Consider the following 20,750-nt stretch of genomic DNA (forward strand, 5'->3'; position numbering starts at 1 on the left):
CTCAGGCCCTCCCCGTACCGGTGAGCGCGGGGACCTCGCTCGCATCCCCCGCCATCTCGGGCACGGGACGACCCAGCGCCTCCGCGTAGAGCCTCAGGCTGCGCGTCGCCATGACATCGTGCCGCAGCTCCGCCTCCGCGCGCTCGCGCGCTCCACGGCCCAGCCGCTCCGCGAGCCCGGGCTCCTCCACGAGCCTCCGCGCCGCGCGCGCCAGCGCGTCCGCGTCACCCACCGGCACCGTCAGCCCCGTCTCCTCGTGACGGCTCACCCACGCGACGCCCGAGTGCGGAATCGCCGTGTTCAGCACGGGCAGGCCGCTGGCCATCGCCTCCGCCTGCGACAGACCGTAGGCTTCGCTGCGCGCGTTGCTCGGGAACCAGAGCGCCGTGGCCGCGCGATAGGCCCCCATGAGCGAGGCCGGCGGCAGATAGCCCGCCCACGTCACGCGGGACTCCACGCCGAGCGCCTTCGCGCGAACACGCCCCTCCGCCTCCAACGGCCCCACGCCCACCACCACCAGCCGCCCCGGCGCCTTCGCCAGGGCCTCCAGCGCGGTGAACAAACCCTTGTAGTAGACGAGCCGCCCCACCATCAGCCACAGCGGCGTCCCCTCGAAGTCCTGACGCCAGCGCGCCTCGGCCTGGAGCGCCTCCACCGACGGCGCCAGGTAGGGCTCCACATCGATGCCGAGCGGCAACGCCCGCACCTTGCTCCGGAACATCTTCAGCAGCGTGGAGCCCTCGATGTACGCCTCGCTGTCCGAGAAGATTCGCAGCGCGCGCGCATAGAGCAAGAGCTCCAGCGGCCGGAAGAGCGCGCCCGCGACCTTCTGCCGGATGACGTCGCTGTGATGCGTGACGAAGACGGCCGGCAGCCGGGGCACCATGTCCAGCGCCAGGAGCATCGTCGGGTTCGGCGTGTGCAGGTGCACCACGTCCACGCCCTGGGCGAGCATCCGCCGCAGCGTCCCGGGCAGCTCCGGCAGCACGTCCATGCGCGCCACCGACGCGCGCCGCCCCAACCTCACCACCCGCACCAGCCCGTCCCACTCCTCATGCGTGGGGCTCTTCCCGTGGAACTCGTGGCTGGTGTTCCCCGAGTCGCGCGAGTGATTGGCGCACAGCACCTCCACCCGCGCGCCCTGCGCCGCCTGCGCGCGCGCCAGCGTCTGGACATGGCTCTCGATGCCGCCGGACGCCGGCGGATAGAACTTGCCCAGGTGCAACACCCGGAGGCCCGCTCCCGTCAGCGGCGCGCTCACGACTGCGCCACCCGGTCCTTGGGGTCCTCGGCGTACTGCCCATAACCCTGATAGGCGATGTACGTGCCGCCGTAACCCGGCGCCTTGAGGTCCACGTCGTTGAGGACCGCGCCGTACATGCGCGCCTGCACGTCCGCCAGCGAGCGCAGCGCGCGCTGCGCCGAGTCCCGGTTCGTCTTGCCCGCCTTGAGCACCAGCACCACGCCGTCACACTGCGTGGCCAGCACCGCCGCGTCCGCCACCGCGTTGAGCGGCGGGCTGTCCAACAGGACGCGGTCGAACTTCCCCGCCACCAGCTTGAGCAGGTCCGCGAACGCGCGCGTGTGCAGCAGCTCCGCGGGGTTGGGCGGCAAGGGGCCACACGGGAGCACGAAGAGCCCGGGGACCTCGGTGCTCTTCACCGCGGCCTCCAGCGTGCCCTCGCCCACCACCAGCGAGGAGATGCCCAGCTCGTTGGGCACCCCGAAGGCCCGGTGCAGCCGGGGCCTGCGCATGTCCGTGTCCAGCAGCAACACCCGGTTGCCGCTCTGGGCCATGGCCACGCCCAGGCTGATGGTCGTGGTGGACTTGCCCTCCTGCGGCCCGCTGGACGTGACGACCAGCGTCTTGAAGGGCGCGTCCGGCGACATGAAGAGCAGGTTGGTGCGGATGGCGCGGCAGCACTCGGCCACCGACGACTTGGGCTCGCGGTGCACGAAGAGGTCGCGGTCCTTGGGCGGACGGTTGCCCTCGATGCGCGGCATCACGCCCAGGAACGCCAGCCCCAGCCGCCCCTCCACGTCCTCCTGCGAGGCCACCGTGTTCGCGAGCAGGTCCAGCAGCAGCGCCGCGCCCAGCCCCGTCAAGAGGCCCAGCACCATGCCCACCATCAGGTTGCGCTTCACGTGGGGCTTCACCGGCGCGAACTGCGGACGCGCCGGGTCCAGTATCCTCACGTTGCTGGTGCGCAAGAGGCCCGACAGCTCGATGTCCTTGAGCCGCTTGAGCACCAGCTCATACAGGCGCTGGTTGTTGTCCGACTCGCGCTTGAGCCGGTCGTACTCGATGGACTTCTTGTTCACCTGGAAGGCCTCGGCCTTGGCCTCGTCGAGCAGCTTCACCAGGTTCTTGCGCTGGGCCTCCGCCTCCGACAGCTCCGTCTCCGCCAGGCGCACCACGTTGCGCAGGCTCTTGAGGAAGTCGGCCTGAATCACCGCGAGCTTGCCCTGGCACTCCAGGAGCTTGGGGTGCTCGGGGAGGTAGCGCTCGGACAGCTCCGCGCACGCGACGCGCGCGTCCGTGTAGCTCTTGCGCAAATCCTGGATGGGCCCGTCCTTCGCGCCCGGCAGCGCCTCCGCCCACGTCTCGTCGTCGGGGGACGCCTTGCGCAGCTTCTGGATGGCCTCCACGCGCGCCTGCAGCGCGGCGATGCGCGTGCTCACCTGGGTGAGGTTCAGGTTGTAGCTGTTGATGCGGTCGCTGACGATGCTCATCCGCGACTCGAGCGACGTGGACAGCATGTCCGCGTCCTTCTTGAAGTCGTAGACGGCCAGCTCGCTCGCCTTGGACGTGTTCTCCAAATCCTCCAGCCGGCTCTCCAGCCAGCTGCGCGCGTCGTCCGTCATGCGCAGCTTGAGCGCCAGGTTCTCCGCCATGTAGGCGTTGGCCACCTCGTTGGCGAGCAGCGCCGCGCGCGCGGCGTCCAGGTCATCCACCGCGATGTTCATCACCCGCGAGTCCTTGGCGGGCAGCACGCGGATGCGCGACTGGAGCAGCCCCACCGCGTCCGCGCCCTGCATCGCCTGCACGCGGGCCTTCTCGTCCACGAGGTGCGCGACGCCCAGGTAGCTGGCGTCCGTGGACAGCCCCAGCTTGTCCACCACGCGGCTGGCCACCGCGCGCGAGGTGATGATCTCGCTCTGGGTGGCGTAGTACTCCTTGTTGAACCAGTAGTTGCTGCGCTCCTCGCCCATCACCTCCTTGACCTCACCGTCGAGGAAGCGCGGCGCCGTCACGTCGATGATGAGGGAGGTGCTGGCGGAGAAGACCTTGGGCTGGCGCAGCGTGTAGACGGCCGACAGCGCCGCCACCACCACCGCCACGCCGAGCACGACCCACTTGCGCCGCCACAGCGCCCGCGCGCGGAGCATCAACCCCGCGGACGTCGGGCCACCGGCCGGGTCGAACACCGTTCCATCCACGTCTCGTCTCTCCTGGAGCCCTGGGGCGCCCGCGGTGCGGCGGCGCCCGGCACCCGCCGGCCCCGACCTTCACCCACACCCTTGGAAATCACCGTCGAGCGTGCCGTGTCCGCCCCGGGTTGTCCATCGTTCCGCCGTCGCCTGGAAGCCCCCCATCCCACCCTTCTTCGAGGCGGGGCCGCGCGCATCCGGGGCGCCTGTGCTACTGAGCCCGACGTGAGCTTCCAGCATTCGGTCATCATCCCCTTCGCTCCTTCCACCGTGGATGCCGCCGCCCACTTCGCCCGGGAGCTGTCGGGTCGCGCCGAGGTCGTCCTCGCCGGAGACGGGCGGCCCGACGTGGCGTCGACCCCCGGCCTGAGGGTGCTGGACGTGCAGGGAGGCAAGGGCGTGGCCATCCGGGCGGCGCTCGCGCACGTGACGAGCCCGGTGACGGTCCTCCAGGACCCGGACGCCGCCTACGCGGCGGATGCCTACGAGGCCCTGATGGGGCCCCTGCGCGACGACACCGCGGACGCCGTGTTCGGCCACCGCGCCGCGACGGGGCTGTCGCCCGGGTTGTGGGCCGAGCGCGCGATGGGCCAGGTCACCCGCTTCGTCACGGACGTGGCGGTGACCGACCCGCTCAGCGGCGTGCGCGCGTTCCGCACGGAGGCGCTGCGCTCCGTCACGCTCACCAGCGACGACGACGCGGTGGACGCGGAGCTGGTGGTGAAGCTGGCCGCGCAGCTGTACCGGCTCACCGAGGTCGCCCTCCCTCCGCTGCAGGCGGTGCCGCGCCGCCCGCGCGCCGCGCGCCTGTCCCAGCTGCGCACCCTGATGCGCTACGCCACCGTGCGCGACGACGCGGACAACCAGCACGAGGGCTACACCACGCTGGAGCGCATGGACGGCGCCACGCACTACAACCAGTGGCTGGGCCGCCGCTTCCGCGAGCACCTGGGCCGCCGCGTGCTGGAGATTGGCGCGGGCATCGGCACCATCACCCGCGAGCTGGAGTCCGGCGCGGAGCTGCTCATCGCGCTGGAGGTGGACCGCTTCTACGTGGACCGGCTGAAGAACCTCTTCCGTGGCCGTCCGCACGTGCGCCCGTACCTGTCGGACGTGGCGCTGGCGGATTGGGAGTCGCTGAAGAAGGAGCAGCTGGACACCATCGTGCTGTCCAACGTGCTCGAGCACATCCCCGACGACGGCTCGGCGGTGCGCCGCTTCCGTCAGATTCTGGCGCCCGGCGGCCGCGTGCTCATCCTGGTGCCGGCGCTCGAGCAGCTCTTCGGCAGCATCGACGAGGCGGTGGGCCACTACCGTCGCTACACGCCCGCCACGCTGCGCGCGGTGCTGGAAGAGAACGGCTTCGAGGTGGAGAAGCTGGAGTGGATGAACCTGGTGGGCATGCCCGGCTGGTTCGTCAACAGCCGCCTGTTCCGCCGCCGCTCCGTGCCCAAGCTGCAGCTCAAGCTCTACGACACGCTGGCCCCGCTGTTCGCCCGCGCCGAGGCCCACGTGAAGCTGCCGGTGGGCATGAGCCTCTTCGCCGTGGCCCGCGTCACCGGTGGCGAGGCATGAGCGGGCCGTGCCGTCCGAGCCTTGAGGACCGCACGCCGTGAGCCCGGTCGACCCCGCCGCCGCGTCCGGCACCCCGGAAGGACAGCGCGACGAGACGAGCCCTCGCGCGGCGGCGAGCAGCCCCGGCGCCGAGGTCTCGGCGACTCCGCCGCCCGCTGCCCCGGCGCACCCCGTGTCCACGCCTCACCCCATCGCGGCCTCGCGGGGTGCTCCGCGCTGGGTGTGGGCCGGCCTCGCGGCGCTGTACCTCCTGCTCTTCCCCTACCACCCGAAGCTGCGCTCGCCCAACGAGCTGTGCCGGCTGTGGCAGAGCATCTCGCTGGTGGACCACGGCACGCTGGTCATCAACGAGGTGCTGCGCGAGCGCGGCTATGTGGGGGACCTGTCCGTGAAGGACGGGAAGTACTACCCCAGCAAGGCCCCGCTCCTGTCGTTCGCCGCCACGCCCCTCTACGCGGCGCTGCGCGCGGTGGCCCGCCCGGGCCCCGTGCCGGAAGTCCCGCTGGTCTTCTTCTCGCGCCTGTTCCTCACCGTGCTGCCCACGCTGTGGCTGTTGTGGCTGGTGCGGCGGTACCTGCGCGAGCACCTGACGCCGCTCGTCGCCGACGCGCTCACGGTGACGTATGGCCTGGGCTCGCTGGCGTTCAGCTATTCGCTCTTGTTCATGAGCCACCAGACGGTGGCGGTGCTGCTCTTCGCCGGCTTCTATGCCCTGTGGCGCTGCGCTCGCGGCGACTGGCGGGAGCGGGGCTACGTGCTCGCGGGCGTGTGCGCGGGCGCCACCGTGGCCGCGGAGTACACCGGCGCGCTCGGCGTGCTGGGGCTGGTGCTCTACGGCGGGCTCACCTTCCTGTTCCAGGAGGCTCCCGCGAGCGAGCGCTGGAAGGGCCTGGGACGCGCCGCGGGGCTCGCCACGCTGGGCGCGCTGCCCTTCGTGGTGGCGCTGATGCTGTACCACCAGGCCGCCTTCGGGCATCCGCTGACGAGCGGATACAAGCACCTCAACGACGCGGGCTATCAGCCGTGGCACCTGGGCGGGTTCCTGGGCATCCGCACGCCGGACCCGCGCGCCTTCACGCTGTCGCTCGTCTCGCCGTTGCGCGGGCTGTTCACCCTCGCGCCCTTCCTGCTCCTGGCCATCCCTGGAGTCGCGCGGCTGACGTTCCGGCGAGGCGCGGGCGCCGAGGCCCGCGCCACCGCGTGGATGACGGCGGTGCTCGTCGCCAGCTACCTCTACTTCACGTCGTCGTTCTCCTATGACTCCTGGGGATGGACGACGGGCCCTCGCCACCTGACCGGGCTGGTGCCCTTCCTGCTGTTGCCCGCGGGGCTCTGGCTGGAGCGGCTGCGCGCCGCGTCCCGCCCGGTGGCCTTGGGGCTCGCCGCCATGCTGTGCGGGGCAGCCATCCTCACCACGGGGCTGGCCACCTTCGTCAATTACATCCCAGACGATGTCTCCAACGTGCTGGGAGGGCTGACGCTCCCGCTGTTGTCCGACGGCTACTTCCCGCCCTCGGTGCTCTCCTTCCTGGGGCTCCCACAGCCCGCGGCAGGCGCGGTGTTGCTCGCCGTGCTCGTCGCCGTGACGTGCTGGGTCTTCATGGGCCTGGCCACGCCTCCCGGACGCCGCGCTCCGGGCGTGGGGGCTCTGGGCGCCGCGATGGCCACGCTGCTCGTGCTCGCCGCCCTGCACCACGCCTCCACCGAGCACGACACCGCGGACCAGAACGCCACGCGCTTCCTGGAGTCAGTGTGGCTCGCACCTCCCCAAAGTCGTGTGTCCTTCTGGCCCCTCCCGGGTCGCTGATATTTCAAGTATTTCCTGATTCATCGCGGATTCGATGAATCACAAACACATTCCAAGACACGCCTGACACCCGTGACACCTCGCAAGTTTTGCGATGCTCGCAAAAGCTTGTCAGTGTCACGCTTCACCCAGGGTGCGACACAAAGCCCTGAAAGCACTGAAGCCCGGAAGCCCGCAGCAGCGGGCCTGGGGATTGCTGATTCAGCCCGCTGCTCGTTCCGCCGTTCCCCGGCAAGGAGCCGCTGGTGTCGCATCCCTCATCCGTCCGTCGTTCGTCTGGAATCCGCCGACATGCCCCACGGGGCATGGCGATGTTGATGGCCATCGGCATCATCGCGTTCATCGCCGCGGCCGTCGTCGTGTCCCTGCGCAAGGTGGCCGCGGAGAGCGCGCTGCAGGCCCAGGAGCGCAGGAAGCGCGAGGCCCACTTCGCCGCGGAGGCGGGACTGGCGGAGGCGCGCGAGCTCACGCGGGTGCTGCGAAGAGCAGAGCAGACCACCTTCGACGGGATCATGGACGCACTGAGCAATCAGTACAACGGGCAGAGTCGTGCCAATGGCTACGTCCAGGGTGAGCCAGGCCTGCCCAGCGGTCCTCCCAATGGGAACGTGTTCCCCTGGTACGAGGTCATCCCCTGGACGCCCTATACCCTCGCGGCGGCATCCTCCGGGACGGCCGTCGACTCGGACATCACCACGGCCTTCCTGGAGATGAACGGCGCGGATGGCCGCCGCATCCTGGACTTCCCCGCGCAGGAGCGCGTGCTCTACCGGGTCTTCCTCGTCGACGACAACGACGACGCCAACGATCGCACCGCGGACGTCAACAACCGCGTCTGGCTCGTCTCCGTGGGTGAGGTCCGGGGCCGCGACGGCACCCAACCCCAGCGCGTCATCATCCGGGCCCTCATCACCAGCGGCGCGGTCCCCGGCGGCGCCTGCAGCACCGAAGACACCAACGGCGCCGCCAACAACGGCGAGTGCTGACCTCCTGTCTGTCCTTTCCCGCACCCCACCCCAGGACTCCCCATGTCGTACTCACGACCTCTGCTCATCGCCGCGCTGGCGCTCGTCGCCGCGCTCCCGGCGCTCGCCCAGCAAGACGGAGGAACCCCCACCGTCTCCTACAACCCCTGCATCGACGAGACGGGCAAGGACAAGCAGCCCCCCTTCACCGCCGACGCCGGCTACCCCACCGCCGTCATCCTCACGCCTGACAACAAGCTGCGGCTCAACACCAACCGCAGCATCCTGGACCCCGAGCGCATCATCCTGCCCTTCGACCAGGAGCTCGAGGCGCTCCTCGTCCATGACCAGGCCGGCGGCGGCGCCTCCAACACGCTGGGCTGGTTCTATTACGACGACCTCATCGCCGCCGGGTACATCGACCCGAAGGACGAGGACAACCCCAACGACGACGTCCTGCTCGACAAGAACGGCAATGGCGTGCCGGACTTCCACGAGCATCTCTACAACCTCGACCCGCAGACCTATATCGGCGACGGGCCGCGCTGCGGGAACCAGGCGAAGACCTTCCAGCACAAGCGCGCCGACGGCATCACGGTGACGCTGCGCGAGCCCGACCTGCTCACCGGCCCCTGCAACGTCGCCAGCACCTACAGCTCCACGGCAGGCCCCCGCCGATGGCGAGATTCCTATGGCACCAAGCCAAGCGGCGGCGTGGTGGGTGCCCGGGTGATGGACCACCCCGCGGGCGTGTTGAACAACGCCAACGACATGCAGACCAACCCCACGAACGTCGACAGCTACTTCAGCGACCGGGGGCTCTTCCCACACATCCCCAACCTGCTCGAGCCCCGGTCCCAGGAGAACGGCAACCGGGGCATCGGACACTTCGTCTTCCTCGCCACGGACGACGATGACAACCACTGTCCCTCGGGAAACATCGCTGGCGACTCCCCCACCTCGGAGTGCTTCCAGCCGCGCATGGCCTACCGCGAGGTCAATGGCGTGCGCTCGGCCGTGGGGCCCGTCTGGGACAGCCGCCTGGCCACGGGACAGGATGGCCTGCCCGACTACAAGGCCAGCGCCTTCGATGACCGGGGCGTGCTCATCCCCGGCAGGAATCCCCTCGAGGCCCCCAACGAGGAGGACCGCCGCAAGAAGATGGGCGTCATCCAGGGACAGCGGGAGATCGTCTTCTTCCTCGTCACGTACGTGGAGCAGATCTACGACGGCACGGACACCTGCTTCATCACCAAGATGACGACCTGGCCGGCGAACCAGGGCGGCGGTCCGCGGCTGCAGTGCGACCTGTGGGCCCACGGTGACATCAACGTCTTCTTCACCAAGACGCTGCTCAACCTGGACCTGCATCAGACGAAGGACGACATCGTCACCGTGAAGGAGCTGCGCAACGGATGGCTCGACGGCGTCGCCTATGACCGCCTGCGCTCTCCCACCTACGGTCAGGTCCGCTTCAACACGAACCAGAACCAGGAGGTCAAATCCTACTTCCGGCGGGCCGCGCACACGCTGGTGGGCGCGCCCGTGGACAACCCCCGCGTCTGGATTCTCGGGTGGGAGGACCAGAACTCCGGCGGCAACCGGACCTACGACGACACCGTCATCCTCATCAACAAACAGAACAACGGCATCTACAAGTCGGACCTGGTGTCGAGCATCCCGCTCGATGTCGCCCAGGACTACACCATCACCTCCGTCGAGATGACCATCGACGACCAGCCCTACTACCGGTTCAACAACCAGACCAGTGACTGCCAGCCGCCCGCGCCCAACCCGATACCCGACGGCTATGTGCAGCCCAAGCCGCAAATCACCTATCAGGTGTCGCTGGACTGCAAGGTGTGCGTGGACCGGTGCGCGACGTCCAATCCGGACTTCCAGCCCAATCCCAACCCCCACTGGGTGACGATGCCCTTCCCGGACGCCACGGCCACTCCGGGGACCCGCGTGAACATCACCCGGACGGTGAACGACTTCCTGGAGCAGGGCTTCACCGGCTCGCAGCTGTGCTGGCGCGCGGTCTTCGAGAGCCCCGGCGAGTCCTGCCAGCCCACCATCGCCAACGTGAACATCTCCTACAAGGCGCAGAAGGCCGGCCAGTACGGCCGCGCCGCCAGCCTGGGCGTGGCCAACACCGTCATCCTCGGTGTGTCGGAGACGCCGGGGCGGACCTGGTACACGCCCGCGCCCTGGTACGAGCAGTCCTCCGGCAACCCGCTCTACCCCTCCAAGCGTGTCTACGACCAGCGACTGGACGTGGCCGAGAGGGGCCACGTCTACCTGCGCCGGCTGTACGAGCCCGACCGGCCCAACCGCGCCAACACGGAGGCGGACGACTGGAATCAGTGGGACGGAGGCGAGCAGCTCAACCGCCTGATTCGCACCGCCTCGCCCAATGACCGCCAGCTCTTCACCAGCATCCCCACGACGACGCCCACCTCGCGCGTCACGGTGGCGTCCCAGGCCATTGCGGACGACAACAGCAGTCCCCTGTTCCCCACCGTCGCCAACACCAACGACGAGGCCCGGAACTTCTGCGCCACCACCCTGGGCCGTCGCTATGACCTGAACCAGGATGGCCTGTGCGACAAGCTGGACCGCACCGCCCTGCGCAACTGGCTGTACGGATGGGAGGACAACAGCCTCGCCACCGGCCCCGTCACCCGGCGCACCTGGCCCATGGGCGGCATCAACCTGTCCACGGCGGCCATCGTCGGTCCCGCCAGCGAGCCCACCTGGGTGAAGCGGGCGTCGCTCAGCGAGCAGGCGGCGTTCCGCAGCAACACCTTCATCGGCAACACGGTGATGAAGACCCGAGGCGCGGCGGCCTTCATCGGCAGCACCTCGGGCTTCCTGCACGCCCTGTCACTCGGGGAGCTGCGCTCCGGTGATGACTCCTGCACGTCCTTCCGGGACTTCCGAGGGTACTTCGCCCACAACTCGGGCTGCTCCACGGGCCGCGAGTACGGGACGGGCGGCGAGCTGTACGCCTACGTGCCCGGCAAGCTCCTGCGCTTCTTCGCGGAGAACTACGTGCGCGGCAACGACAAGACGAAGCGCGCCTCCGTGGATGCGTCTCCGGCGGTGACGGTGGTGGACCTGCGCTCGGGCAGCGAGTACCTGCCCGACACCGGCTACAACCCCGCCACGGGCACCCAGTGGCGCCTGAGCACCCAGCCCAACGAGCGCACCGACGCGAAGACGGTCCTCGTCAGCCCCACCGGCCCCCAGCAGAGCGTCTTCTTCGCCCTGGACGTCACCCGCCCCACGGAGACCGGGGCCGGCTACCCCGGCGTCCTCTGGGAGTTCGACCCCCAGAGAGAGCGCATCAACAACTCGGGAGACCCGTGCGCGGGCACCACCAACGGCTGCAAGCCCCTGGAGGAGCAGTTCGCCCAGCGCCCCGACACCACCGGCTCGCGGCACAACCCGCTCCTGGTGCGCATGGACTTCGGCACGCGCGGCGGCAAGAAGTGGGTGGCGGCGTTCGCGTCCGACTACTCGCCCAGGAACACGGGCGGCCGCGCGACGCTGTACCTCATCGACGTGAAGACGGGGCTGCCCATCCAGGTGGCCCATGCCGGGCAGACCCCGATCAGGCGGAAGCTGGCCGGTGTGGTGGTGATGGGTGACGAGGGCGAGGGCGTCGGCGGCGCGCCCGTGGCCATCGATGTGGACGGCGACAGCAACTACGACGTCGTCTACGTCCCCACGACGAAGGCCCGCGTGTTCCGCGTCAACCTGCGCGACGTCGACGCGAGCCGCGCACCGGGCCTGGCCGTCCCGACGTGTGTCATCGCCGACGCGCGCACCGACAAGGACCCGGCCACGAACCGGGTCATCGACGACGCGGCGAGGCAGGGCCTCTACTCGCAAATCGCGGTGAGCCAGGAGCGCTCCGGCTCGGGCACCTCCGTGCGCATCTACATGGGGACCGGCAACAACCCGGACCTCGACAACGAGGACGTGGACCGCGACCCGCGTCCCCGCTACCACGTGATGGCCTTCGTCGACTCCAACCCGCTGGCCTCCGGGTGCGTGGGGCGAAGCGTCGCCTGGGTGCAGAAGCTCGGGCCCAGGCAGGTGGTCTGGGGCGGCGTCTCCGTGGACGAGGAGGGCGTCGTCCACACGGCCACCGCCGTGGGCACCTCCGCCAACCAGTGCAGCCTCGACGCCGACGAGAGTGGCCGGGTCTACGCCTTCAACGGGAGCAACGGCGCGCCCCAGCCCACCAACGACGCCAGCCTGGAGGGACACAGCCTCACCCAGCCGCTCATCTTCGACAAGAAGGTCGTCATCCAGACCAACAACGGCTTCAAGCTCGTGAACAACGGCTCGGATGTCTTCAACAACGAGACGGGCACGGGGCTGGGGAGCACCGCGCGCACCCTCATCTGGGACGTGAAGACCACCGGCAACATCCAGGGGGTGGTCCCATGAGGACGCTTCGTCGCTCCCGCCGGGGCGCCACGCTGCTGGAGGCCATGGCCACCATGGTGGTGGTGGTGTTCGGCATCCTGGGCATCGCGCTCGCGGTGCTCGCCTCCGCGAAGCAGAACCGCCGCAACCTCATCCAGGCCCAGGCGGGCCTCATCGCGGAGCAGGAGCTGGAGCGCATCACCGCGATGAGGTGTGTCACCCCCGCGCCCGGCCGCCCCTGCCAGAACATCGAGGCGCTGGACCGGGACCGGCACGAGGTGTGGTGGAGCGCCAACGGCACGCCCCGCTACGCGGCGCCCGTCGCGGGCGAGCCCGTGCGGATGAAGTACGACGTCGCGGTGGACGTGGACCCGCCCATGGAGGGCGAGGAGGCGGGGACTCCCGCGCTGGCCCGCGACGTCCTCCCCGGCGTGCGGCTGCCCAACGTCGTCAATGTGCGCGTCACCGTGAGCTGGCTGGACCCGGACAAGGTCCTGCGCGCGGTGGCCCTGCAGACCCGGATGACGCCATGAGCCGCGCATCCAACACTCGAGGCTTCAGCCTCATCGAGCTGATGATGGCCACCACCATCGCGCTGGTGGTCATCGCCGGCGCGGTCTCCGCGGGCACCTACCTCCAGCGGCGCAGCTACCTGGAGGAGCGCACGATGGAGACCCAGAACGCCGCCCGCGCGGCGCGGGACTTCTTCACCCCCTCGCTCCAGCGCGCCGGAGAGGGCTTCGGCAGCTCACCGCTCTACCTGGGCGGAGCCCCCGGGGAGCTGCGCTACGCCATCAACGTGACCAGCGCGGCGGGCGCATCCGCCGGATACGTGCCTCCCAGTGGCGCCTACACGGCCCTCCGCTCGGATGTGCTGGAGATCTTCGAAGCGGACAGTGCGCGGGCCTTGAGGATGAATCGCTGTGGAAGCGGTGGCTCGGACGCACGACACGGAAACACCTCGCCCCTGTGCCTGACGACGCAGGCTCCGCCCGGCACCGAGGCGGGCCTGCCCACGGGCACCGTGCTCGTCGCCGCGGACCCTCAGGTCCGGGGCGCCTGCGTGGGCGTGGCCCTGGCTCAGCGCAACATCACCATCCCCCCAGCCCTCTCCAGCAACAACATCGCCTGGGCCGTGGGCGCTCCAGGGGCCACGCCGTTCAACAACAACAGCTTCTGCACGAACGTGAGCCCCTCTCCCCTGTGGGAGGTCAATGGCAATGACGAGGACGCACTGCTCATGCCGGTGACCTCGCGCATCTACCGCGTCAACTGGAGCCAGGGCCGGCCCGCCCTGGAGCTGGACCCGGACGGCTCGCTGGGGCCCGCGGAGTTCCAGGTGCTGTCGGAGGAGATTGAACAGCTGCGCGTGCGCCTGGGCGTCGCCACGCTGGAGGCCCCGAACACCCCCCTGCGCTACTTCCCGGACCCCGCCGCCATCCCCGCGCGTCCCGCCATCGACCAGTGCACCAATGCTCAATGCTGGGGCCTCATCCCCGGCGACGCGGGCACCATGGGAGCACAGGACTACGGACCGGGCAGCGCGCGGGACGAGCTGATGCGACGCGTGCGCGTGGTGGAGCTGCTCGTCACCGCGCGCTCCGCGCGTCCGGACCGACAGGCCGCGCGCGGGGCGCCCGACGCGGGGATGCTCCCCTCCGACGACGAGGGCAATCCCGATGACGGCTACAAGCGACGCCACTTCCTCATCCGCGTGACGCCGCGCAACTTCGGCTACGCCGGGGGCTGACACCACCATGCGAGTCACTCGACGACACGGAATGACGTTGATTGAGCTGATGATGGCGCTCGCCATCCTCGGCCTGATGACGGCCCTGGCCACCACGGGCTACCAGGCGCTCACGCGCAACCAGCGCGCCAGCGCCGCCTCGCGCTCCATCCTCCTGGCCGCGCAAGAAGCCCGGCAGCAGGCCCGGAGCACGCGACAGGCGGTGCGGCTCATGCGCACCACCACGGTGGAGAACGGCGTCAGCCAACCCGCCCTGCGCTGGGAGAAGCCCGACTGCGCGCCCGGAGACACCTGGGGCTCCCAATGCCCCCGGACCGAGTGCCTCACCGCGGCGTGCGGCGCGTCTGGCTGCACCTGCGCGCAGGTGGGTGACGCCTTCGCGGTGACCCCCGAGCTGGACGTCTCCAGCCTGCACGGCCTGTGCTGGCTCGGAGAGACCGCGCGCCCCGTCGCCACGCGAGGCGCCACCATGTGCGACCCGGAGGGGGCGGCGCCGCTGACGGGCTCGCTGCGCATCCTGCGCAAGCGCGGCCCCCAGGACCCGTCCGTGCCCGACCGCGTGCTCCAGGTGGACGCACTCACCGGGAACCCGACCTTGGTGGACTGCGAGCTGCAGCCCACCGCCGCCGGGTGCGCTCCCTGAAGCCAGCGTTCCATGTCACAGTCAGGGCCTCCCAAGGAGGCAGTGACGATGATGAAGCGGTTCGCCCTGATGCTGAGCCTGTGTCTGGCCCCCGCCGCCTACGCGGCCGACGAGGTCGTCGAGGTGTGGAAGGCCAAGTGCAAGTCCTGTCACGGCGATGACGGCAAGGCCGACACGAAGATGGGCAAGAAGGAGTCCATCACCGACATGAGCCAGCCTGCCTGGCAGGCGGCCGAGTCCGACGCGGACATCCGCGCGGCCATCGCCGACGGCTCTCCTCGCAACACGAAGATGAAGGCCTTCAAGGACAAGCTCACCGCCGCGCAGATCGACGCGCTGGTGGGATACATCCGCACCATGAAGGCCAAGTAGGGAGAGGCCTCGGGGCTGAATAACCGTTTCGGGCTCGCGTCTTGCCGAGAAGAGAAACGGAGCCCCCTCATGAAGGCACTTTCGACCCTCTTCGTTTTCTGCCTGGCCCTCGCGGGCATCTTCACCTCCGTGAAGGCCCACGCGCTGAGCACCCCGCGCATCGAGCCGGGGGTCTCCCGGCCCGAGCCCCTGTCCCTGCGCCCCGATGACGGCAAGGACAAGGGCGACGGGAAGGACAAGGACAAGGACAAGGGCGAGGAGGACGAGGAGGACTACCGCTACCGCGGCATCCGCGGAGCGGCGGCGCTGGAGCTGGTGGACCCGGGCGCGCTCAACGACATGCTGCGCCTGCGCGCCGCGGCCCGCTACGCCCGGTACTGACAGCCCCACCCCTCAGGCCCAGCGCGTCTGGGCCTCGTCCTGCGACTGGACCACCCGGGGCAGCGTCACCGCGAAGCACGTGCCCACCTCCTGCGAGGACGCGACATCCACCCACCCGCCGTGGGCGGTGACGATCTGCGACACGATGTAGAGCCCCAGCCCCAGCCCGTGGCGATGGGGCCTGGGCATGCCCGGCTCGGGCGCGCCGCGGTGGAAGGGCGCGAACAGGCGCGGGCGCAGCGACTCCGGAATCGGCGGCCCCACGTTGTGCACCTCCACCCGCTGGAAGAGCGGCTCGCTCGCCGCCAGCCGCACGCGCACGGACGTGCCCGCGGGGCTGTGCTGCAGGGCGTTGCCCACCAGGTTGGAGAGCACCTGCCCCAGCCGCTCCTCGTCCCAGACGCCGCGCGAGTCCCCCACCACCTCCAGGTCCACGCGCTGGTCGGGATGGGCCGGCTCCAGCTCGGAGATGATGCGCCGGCACACCGACTCCATGCACACCTCGCGCGGACGCAGGGGGATGCCGCCCGCCATGCGCGCGCGGGTGAAGTCGAGCAGCTGTTTCACCAGCCGCGCCATGCGCTCGGCGCTCCCGTCGATGCGCGTCGCCACCCGCCGCACGTCCGGCGTCAGCGTCGGCTGGGCGAGCAGCGCCGCCGCGGACAGGCGCACCGCCGCCAGCGGGTTGCCCAAATCGTGCCCCAGCACGCCGATGAAGCGCTCCTGGAAGCGCGCCTCCTCGTCCCGCTCCAGCTCCTGCCGCCGCCGCGCGGTGACGTCCCGGCTGATGCCGAACAGGCCGTAGACGGTGCCGTCCCCCCGGCGCAGCACGCCCTTGGTCGTCTGCCAGATGCGGTCGCTGCCAGGGCCCCCCTCGGAGTCCTCGTACGTGGCGGTGACGCCCGACTCCATCACCGCGTGGTCATGCGCCAGCGTGGGCCCGGCGATGTCTCCACCCAGGAGCTCCAGGTCCGTGCGCCCCAGGATGTCCTGCGGCGCCCGGTTGAAGGCCCGCGCCGTGGCCGGGTTGATGAGCACGTAGCGCGCGTTCACGTCCTTCACGTAGATGGCGTCGGTGGCGCTCTCGATGACCGCGTTGAGCAGGTCATGGTCGCGGCGCAGCGTCTCCTCCGAGGCCATCCGCTCCGTCAAATCCTCCAGGAAGACGACGACGCCGTCCTCCCACGGGGACACCCGGGCCAAGAGCCACACCGGCCCCACGGAGGACTGGCGCGAGACGCGGATGATTTCGGGCTCGCGCCGCACGGCCACCCGGACACATGCGGCGAAGAGGCCACATTCCCCCACCCACGCGGCCTCCTCGAGCAGCCGCTGGCGCACCAGGGAGCGCTCCTCGCGCCCCAACCAGCGCTCCGCGTGCACGTTCGCGGAGACGCACTCGAAGTCCAGGATGCCCTGCTCAGCGGAACGGACGCTGCGCAGCACCACCACGGCTTCGGAGGGGGGCGCGCCCGCCCCGCTCATCACCCTGTTCCAACGGCCGGATTGCATGGCTGGCGTGTGGCACCCCCCAGCGATGCCTTGAGAGGAAGAGTAGGTCCTGCCCCGGGCGTGCGGCCAACCCAGCCCCGGTACGGCTGATTCGTGGCGGACACAGCACTCCGGGCCGCGTCGGCTCCGACACACGACAGGCAACGCGCTCTGTCGTTGACCTGTCAGGGGCGCGCTTCTAATTACCCCGGGGCCCTCAGGGGTCCACTCATGGACAGTCCTTACACACAGAGGTTGGATGGCGAGGCGGCGCGGGACGGTGGCGTGCCTCTCGTGACGACGGACACCTTCTCCCGGTTGCTGGGAGAGCTGCGCCCAGGCCAGCGCACGCGCACCCAGGGTCTGAAGGGCGCGGCCCGGGGCCACGTGCTCGCCCGGCTCTGCCGCGAGGCGAAGGCGCCGCTGGTCTGCGTGGCGGCGGACGAGGAGGCGGCCGACAGCCTGGCCTCGGACCTGGCCTTCTTCCTGGGCGGAACGGGCACCCTGCGCGAGCCGGGGGTGCTGCGGCTGCCCGCGGACGAGGTGCTCCCCTACGACGAGCTGTCCCCGGACGCGGCCGTCGTCACCGAGCGCATCGGCGCGCTGTACCACCTGGCCCGGGGCACGCGCTTCCCGGTGCTGGTGCTGTCCCTGCGCGCGCTGTACCGCCGCATGCTGCGCCCGGACGTGATGGCCCAGCTCACGGACCGGGTGACGGTGGGACAGGATTACGACCGCGACGCGCTGGCGCGGAAGCTTGCGCGCATGGGCTACCAGAACAGCCCCATGGTGGAGGATGTGGGGACGTTCTCCGTGCGCGGAGGGCTGCTCGACGTCTTCAGCCCGCTCTACGACAAGCCGGTGCGCCTGGAGTTCTTCGGCGACACCATCGACTCCATCCGCGCCTTCGACCCGGAGTCGCAGCGCACGGTGGACGCGCTGAAGGAAGTGGACCTGGTGCCCGCGCGCGAGCTGTTGCTCACCGAGGACACCCGTCCCCGCGCGGAGGCCGCCGCGCGCGCCGTCGCCGACCGCATCAACCTGCCCACCATCCAGCTGCGCGAGCGGCTGGACGCGCTGCGCGAGGGCCTGCCCGGCTTCGGGTTGGAGGGCCTGCTGCCCGGGCTGTTCGAGGGCGGGCTCGCCACGGTGTTCGACTTCCTGCGCGCGTGGAGCCCCGAGGGGCCCGTCTTCTACCTGGACGACCCGCTGGAGCTCTCCCGCGCGGCGGACGCGCTGTGGGAGGAGCTGGAGCGCACCTTCGCCCAGGCCGAGGAGCGCAAGGACCTGGTGTGCCCGCCGGCCGAGCACTTCCTGTCGCGCGACGCGGTGGAGCAGCAGCTCTCCGCCTATCGCGTCGTCGAGGGCGGTGGGCTGTCGCTGACGCAGTCGGAGAAGCCGCCGGTGTTGTTCCAGTTCGGCGGCACGCAGGACCTGCGGGAGGCCATCCTCGCGCACCATGGAGAAGAGGGCGCGCTGCAACCCCTCGTCGAGCGGCTGCAGCGCTGGCGCGACTCGCGGGTGGCGTGCGCGGTGGCGTGCGGCACGCTGAGCCAGGCGGACCGGCTCAAGCGGCTGCTCCTCGACCGCAACGTGATGGTGAAGGTGCACACCGAGCCCATGAAGGACGCGTCGGCGCTGTACGAGCCGGCCGTCTGGGCGCACCTCTTCACGGGCGAGGTGAGCCAGGGCTTCGTGGACGGCGCGGGCGGGCTGGCGCTCTTGTCGGACGAGGAGATCTTCGGCGTCCGCGCGCGTCGGCGCGTCAAGCGCGGCAAGAAGCTGGACGCGTTCGCCGCGGGCTTCAAGGACCTGAAGGAAGGCGACCTCATCGTCCACACCGACTTCGGCATCGGCCGCTACTCGGGCCTGACGAAGATGCAGGTGAACGGCGTGCCCGGGGACTTCCTCGTCCTCGAGTACGCGGGCCGGGACAAAATCTATCTGCCGGTGGGCCGCATGCGGCTCATCCAGAAGTTCACCGGCGGCAACCCGGAGACGGTCCAGCTCGACAAGCTGGGCACGACGAGCTGGGAGAAGACGAAGAAGCGCGTCAAGGAGCAGCTGCTCAAGATGGCGGCGGAGCTCTTGCAAATCGCCGCCTCGCGCCGCGCGCACCCGGGACACGCCTTCAGCGCGCCGGACCGCTACTTCGCCCAGTTCGAGGCGGACTTCGAGTTCGAGGAGACGCCGGACCAGGCCAAGGCGATTGAGGACGTGCTCTCCGACATGCAGAAGCCGGAGCCGATGGACCGGCTGGTCTGCGGCGACGTGGGCTACGGCAAGACGGAGGTCGCCATGCGCGCGGCCTTCAAGGCCACGCTGGACCGCAAGCAGGTGGCGGTGCTGGTGCCCACCACCGTGCTGGCGCAGCAGCACTTCCTCTCCTTCAAGAAGCGCTTCAAGGACTACCCCGTCGCGGTGGAGGTCATCTCCGGCCTGAAGAAGCCGCCGGAGGTGCGCGAAATCCTCAAGCGCGCCAAGGAGGGCAAGGTCGACATCCTCATCGGCACGCACAAGCTGTTGGGCGGCGAGGTGGCCTTCAAGGACTTGGGGCTGATGATTGTCGACGAGGAGCAGCGCTTCGGCGTGAAGCAGAAGGAGTCGCTGAAGAAGTGGCGCTCCCAGATTGACGTGCTGACGCTGACGGCGACGCCCATCCCCCGCACGCTGCACATGAGCATGTCGGGCGTGCGCGACATGAGCATCATCGCCACGCCGCCCCAGGACCGGCGCGCCATCCGCACCTTCGTGATGAAGTTCGACCCGATGGTGGTGAAGGAGGCCATCGAACGCGAGATTGCCCGCGGCGGGCAGGTGTTCTTCGTGCACAACCGCGTCGAGTCCCTGCCCTCCATGGAGCAGCAGCTGCGCGAGCTGGTGCCGCAGCTGTCCATCGGCGTGGCGCACGGACAGATGGGCGAGGGGCAGCTCGAGAAGGTCATGCTGGAGTTCACCGAGCGCAAGCACCAGGTGCTCCTGTGCACGGCCATCATCGAGAGCGGCATCGACATCTCCAGCGCCAACACGATGATCGTGAACCGGGCGGACCAGTTCGGTCTGGCGCAGCTCTACCAGTTGCGAGGCCGCGTGGGCCGCTCCAAGGAGCGCGCGTACGCGTACCTCCTGGTGCCCACGCGCAGGGCGGTGACGCGCGACGCGCAGCGGCGGCTGGAGGTGCTCCAGAACTTCACCGAGCTGGGCGCGGGCTTCTCCATCGCCAGTCACGACCTGGAGATTCGCGGCGCGGGCAACCTCCTGGGCGAGAAGCAGTCCGGCGCCATCGCCGAGATTGGCTTCGACATGTACGCGCAGCTCCTGGAGGAGGCTGTCGCGGAGCTGCAGGGCCAGCCGCCCAAGGTGCAGATTGAACCGGACGTCACGCTGCCGATGCCGGCGCTCATCCCGGACGACTACGTGGCGGACGTGCACCAGCGGCTCGTCTTCTACAAGCGCTTCAGTCAGGCCAGCCACCCGGACGAGGTGACGGACCTGCGCGCGGAGCTGGTGGACCGCTACGGCGAGGCACCCGACGAGGTCGACCACCTGTCCGAGCTGACGCTGCTGAAGATCGACATGCGCGACCTGCGGCTGCGCGGCCTGGAGGTGGGGCCGCAGCGGCTGGTGGTGACGCTGGGCGCGGACGCGCTGCTGGACGGGCCGAAGGTCGCGGGGCTGGTGCAGCGCTCGAAGGGCTACTACCGCCTCACGCCGGACATGAAGCTCATCGCCCGCGTGGCGCAGGGCACCCAGGGACACGACCTCATCGCCGAGGCGCGCAAGGTGCTCCGCGACTTGGACCACTGCTCGCTGCCGAGGAACTGAAGCGGCGATGGAACGAGAAGAGGCTCGGGACACGAAGTCCCGAGCCTCTTGGATTCACACGAGGAGCGC

13 protein-coding genes are annotated in these 20,750 nt (G+C 70.0%); 10 read left to right on the forward strand and 3 right to left on the reverse strand.

Features of this window, described 5'->3' with window-relative positions:
* Position 1: 1 nt before the first annotated feature.
* Together LXT21_RS07280 and LXT21_RS07285 are read right to left on the reverse strand one after the other, a co-directional pair.
* On the reverse strand, positions 2–1,261 hold the full coding sequence (locus LXT21_RS07280) for a glycosyltransferase (protein ID WP_254037352.1): 1,260 nt from the start codon (positions 1,259–1,261) through the stop codon (positions 2–4).
* The gene (locus tag LXT21_RS07285; RefSeq protein ID WP_254037353.1) at positions 1,258–3,441 is read right to left on the reverse strand and encodes a GumC family protein; all 2,184 of its coding nucleotides are present in this window, start codon (positions 3,439–3,441) and stop codon (positions 1,258–1,260) included. The genes LXT21_RS07280 and LXT21_RS07285 overlap by 4 nt, the downstream gene beginning before the upstream one ends.
* 216 nt (positions 3,442–3,657) lie before the next feature.
* Between LXT21_RS07285 and LXT21_RS07290 the strand changes: the two genes are divergently transcribed.
* The 9 genes from LXT21_RS07290 to LXT21_RS07330 all read left to right on the forward strand — a co-directional run bounded on the left by LXT21_RS07290 (position 3,658) and on the right by LXT21_RS07330 (position 15,365).
* Positions 3,658–5,007: a methyltransferase domain-containing protein gene (locus tag LXT21_RS07290; RefSeq protein ID WP_254037354.1), complete on the forward strand. Its 1,350-nt coding sequence runs from the start codon at positions 3,658–3,660 to the stop codon at positions 5,005–5,007.
* 172 nt (positions 5,008–5,179) lie between these two features.
* The gene (locus tag LXT21_RS07295; protein WP_254037770.1) at positions 5,180–6,814 is read left to right on the forward strand and encodes a hypothetical protein; all 1,635 of its coding nucleotides are present in this window, start codon (positions 5,180–5,182) and stop codon (positions 6,812–6,814) included.
* A gap of 305 nt (positions 6,815–7,119) precedes the next feature.
* A complete protein-coding gene (locus tag LXT21_RS07300) occupies positions 7,120–7,800 on the forward strand; it encodes a hypothetical protein (protein ID WP_254037355.1) in 681 nt (226 codons plus the stop codon).
* A 42-nt stretch (positions 7,801–7,842) separates the two neighbouring features.
* A complete protein-coding gene (locus LXT21_RS07305; RefSeq protein ID WP_254037356.1) occupies positions 7,843–12,240 on the forward strand; it encodes a pilus assembly protein in 4,398 nt (1,465 codons plus the stop codon).
* Positions 12,237–12,752 carry a type IV pilus modification PilV family protein gene (locus LXT21_RS07310; protein ID WP_254037357.1) on the forward strand — a complete coding sequence of 172 codons (516 nt, stop codon included), beginning with the start codon at positions 12,237–12,239 and terminating at the stop codon, positions 12,750–12,752. The genes LXT21_RS07305 and LXT21_RS07310 overlap by 4 nt, the downstream gene beginning before the upstream one ends.
* Complete coding sequence (locus LXT21_RS07315) at positions 12,749–13,969, forward strand: PilW family protein (RefSeq protein WP_254037358.1); 1,221 nt, start codon at positions 12,749–12,751, stop codon at positions 13,967–13,969. Before LXT21_RS07310 ends, LXT21_RS07315 begins: the two co-directional genes overlap by 4 nt.
* A 7-nt stretch (positions 13,970–13,976) precedes the next feature.
* Positions 13,977–14,612 carry a pilus assembly FimT family protein gene (locus tag LXT21_RS07320; RefSeq protein ID WP_256571363.1) on the forward strand — a complete coding sequence of 212 codons (636 nt, stop codon included), beginning with the start codon at positions 13,977–13,979 and terminating at the stop codon, positions 14,610–14,612.
* A gap of 48 nt (positions 14,613–14,660) precedes the next feature.
* On the forward strand, positions 14,661–14,984 hold the full coding sequence (locus LXT21_RS07325; RefSeq protein WP_254037360.1) for a c-type cytochrome: 324 nt from the start codon (positions 14,661–14,663) through the stop codon (positions 14,982–14,984).
* A gap of 69 nt (positions 14,985–15,053) precedes the next feature.
* Positions 15,054–15,365 carry a hypothetical protein gene (locus LXT21_RS07330; RefSeq protein WP_254037361.1) on the forward strand — a complete coding sequence of 104 codons (312 nt, stop codon included), beginning with the start codon at positions 15,054–15,056 and terminating at the stop codon, positions 15,363–15,365.
* Between the two features lie 12 nt (positions 15,366–15,377).
* Here LXT21_RS07330 and LXT21_RS07335 read toward each other — a convergent pair whose 3' ends face one another.
* A complete protein-coding gene (locus LXT21_RS07335; RefSeq protein ID WP_254037362.1) occupies positions 15,378–16,850 on the reverse strand; it encodes a PAS domain-containing sensor histidine kinase in 1,473 nt (490 codons plus the stop codon).
* Between the two features lie 237 nt (positions 16,851–17,087).
* Between LXT21_RS07335 and mfd the strand changes: the two genes are divergently transcribed.
* Positions 17,088–20,681 (forward strand): transcription-repair coupling factor, encoded by a 3,594-nt coding sequence (gene mfd / locus LXT21_RS07340; RefSeq protein WP_254037363.1) that lies wholly within the window; start codon positions 17,088–17,090, stop codon positions 20,679–20,681.
* Positions 20,682–20,750 lie beyond the last annotated feature (69 nt).

The sequence above is a fragment of the Myxococcus guangdongensis genome (assembly GCF_024198255.1).
GTDB classification, from domain to species: Bacteria; Myxococcota; Myxococcia; order Myxococcales; family Myxococcaceae; genus Myxococcus; species Myxococcus guangdongensis.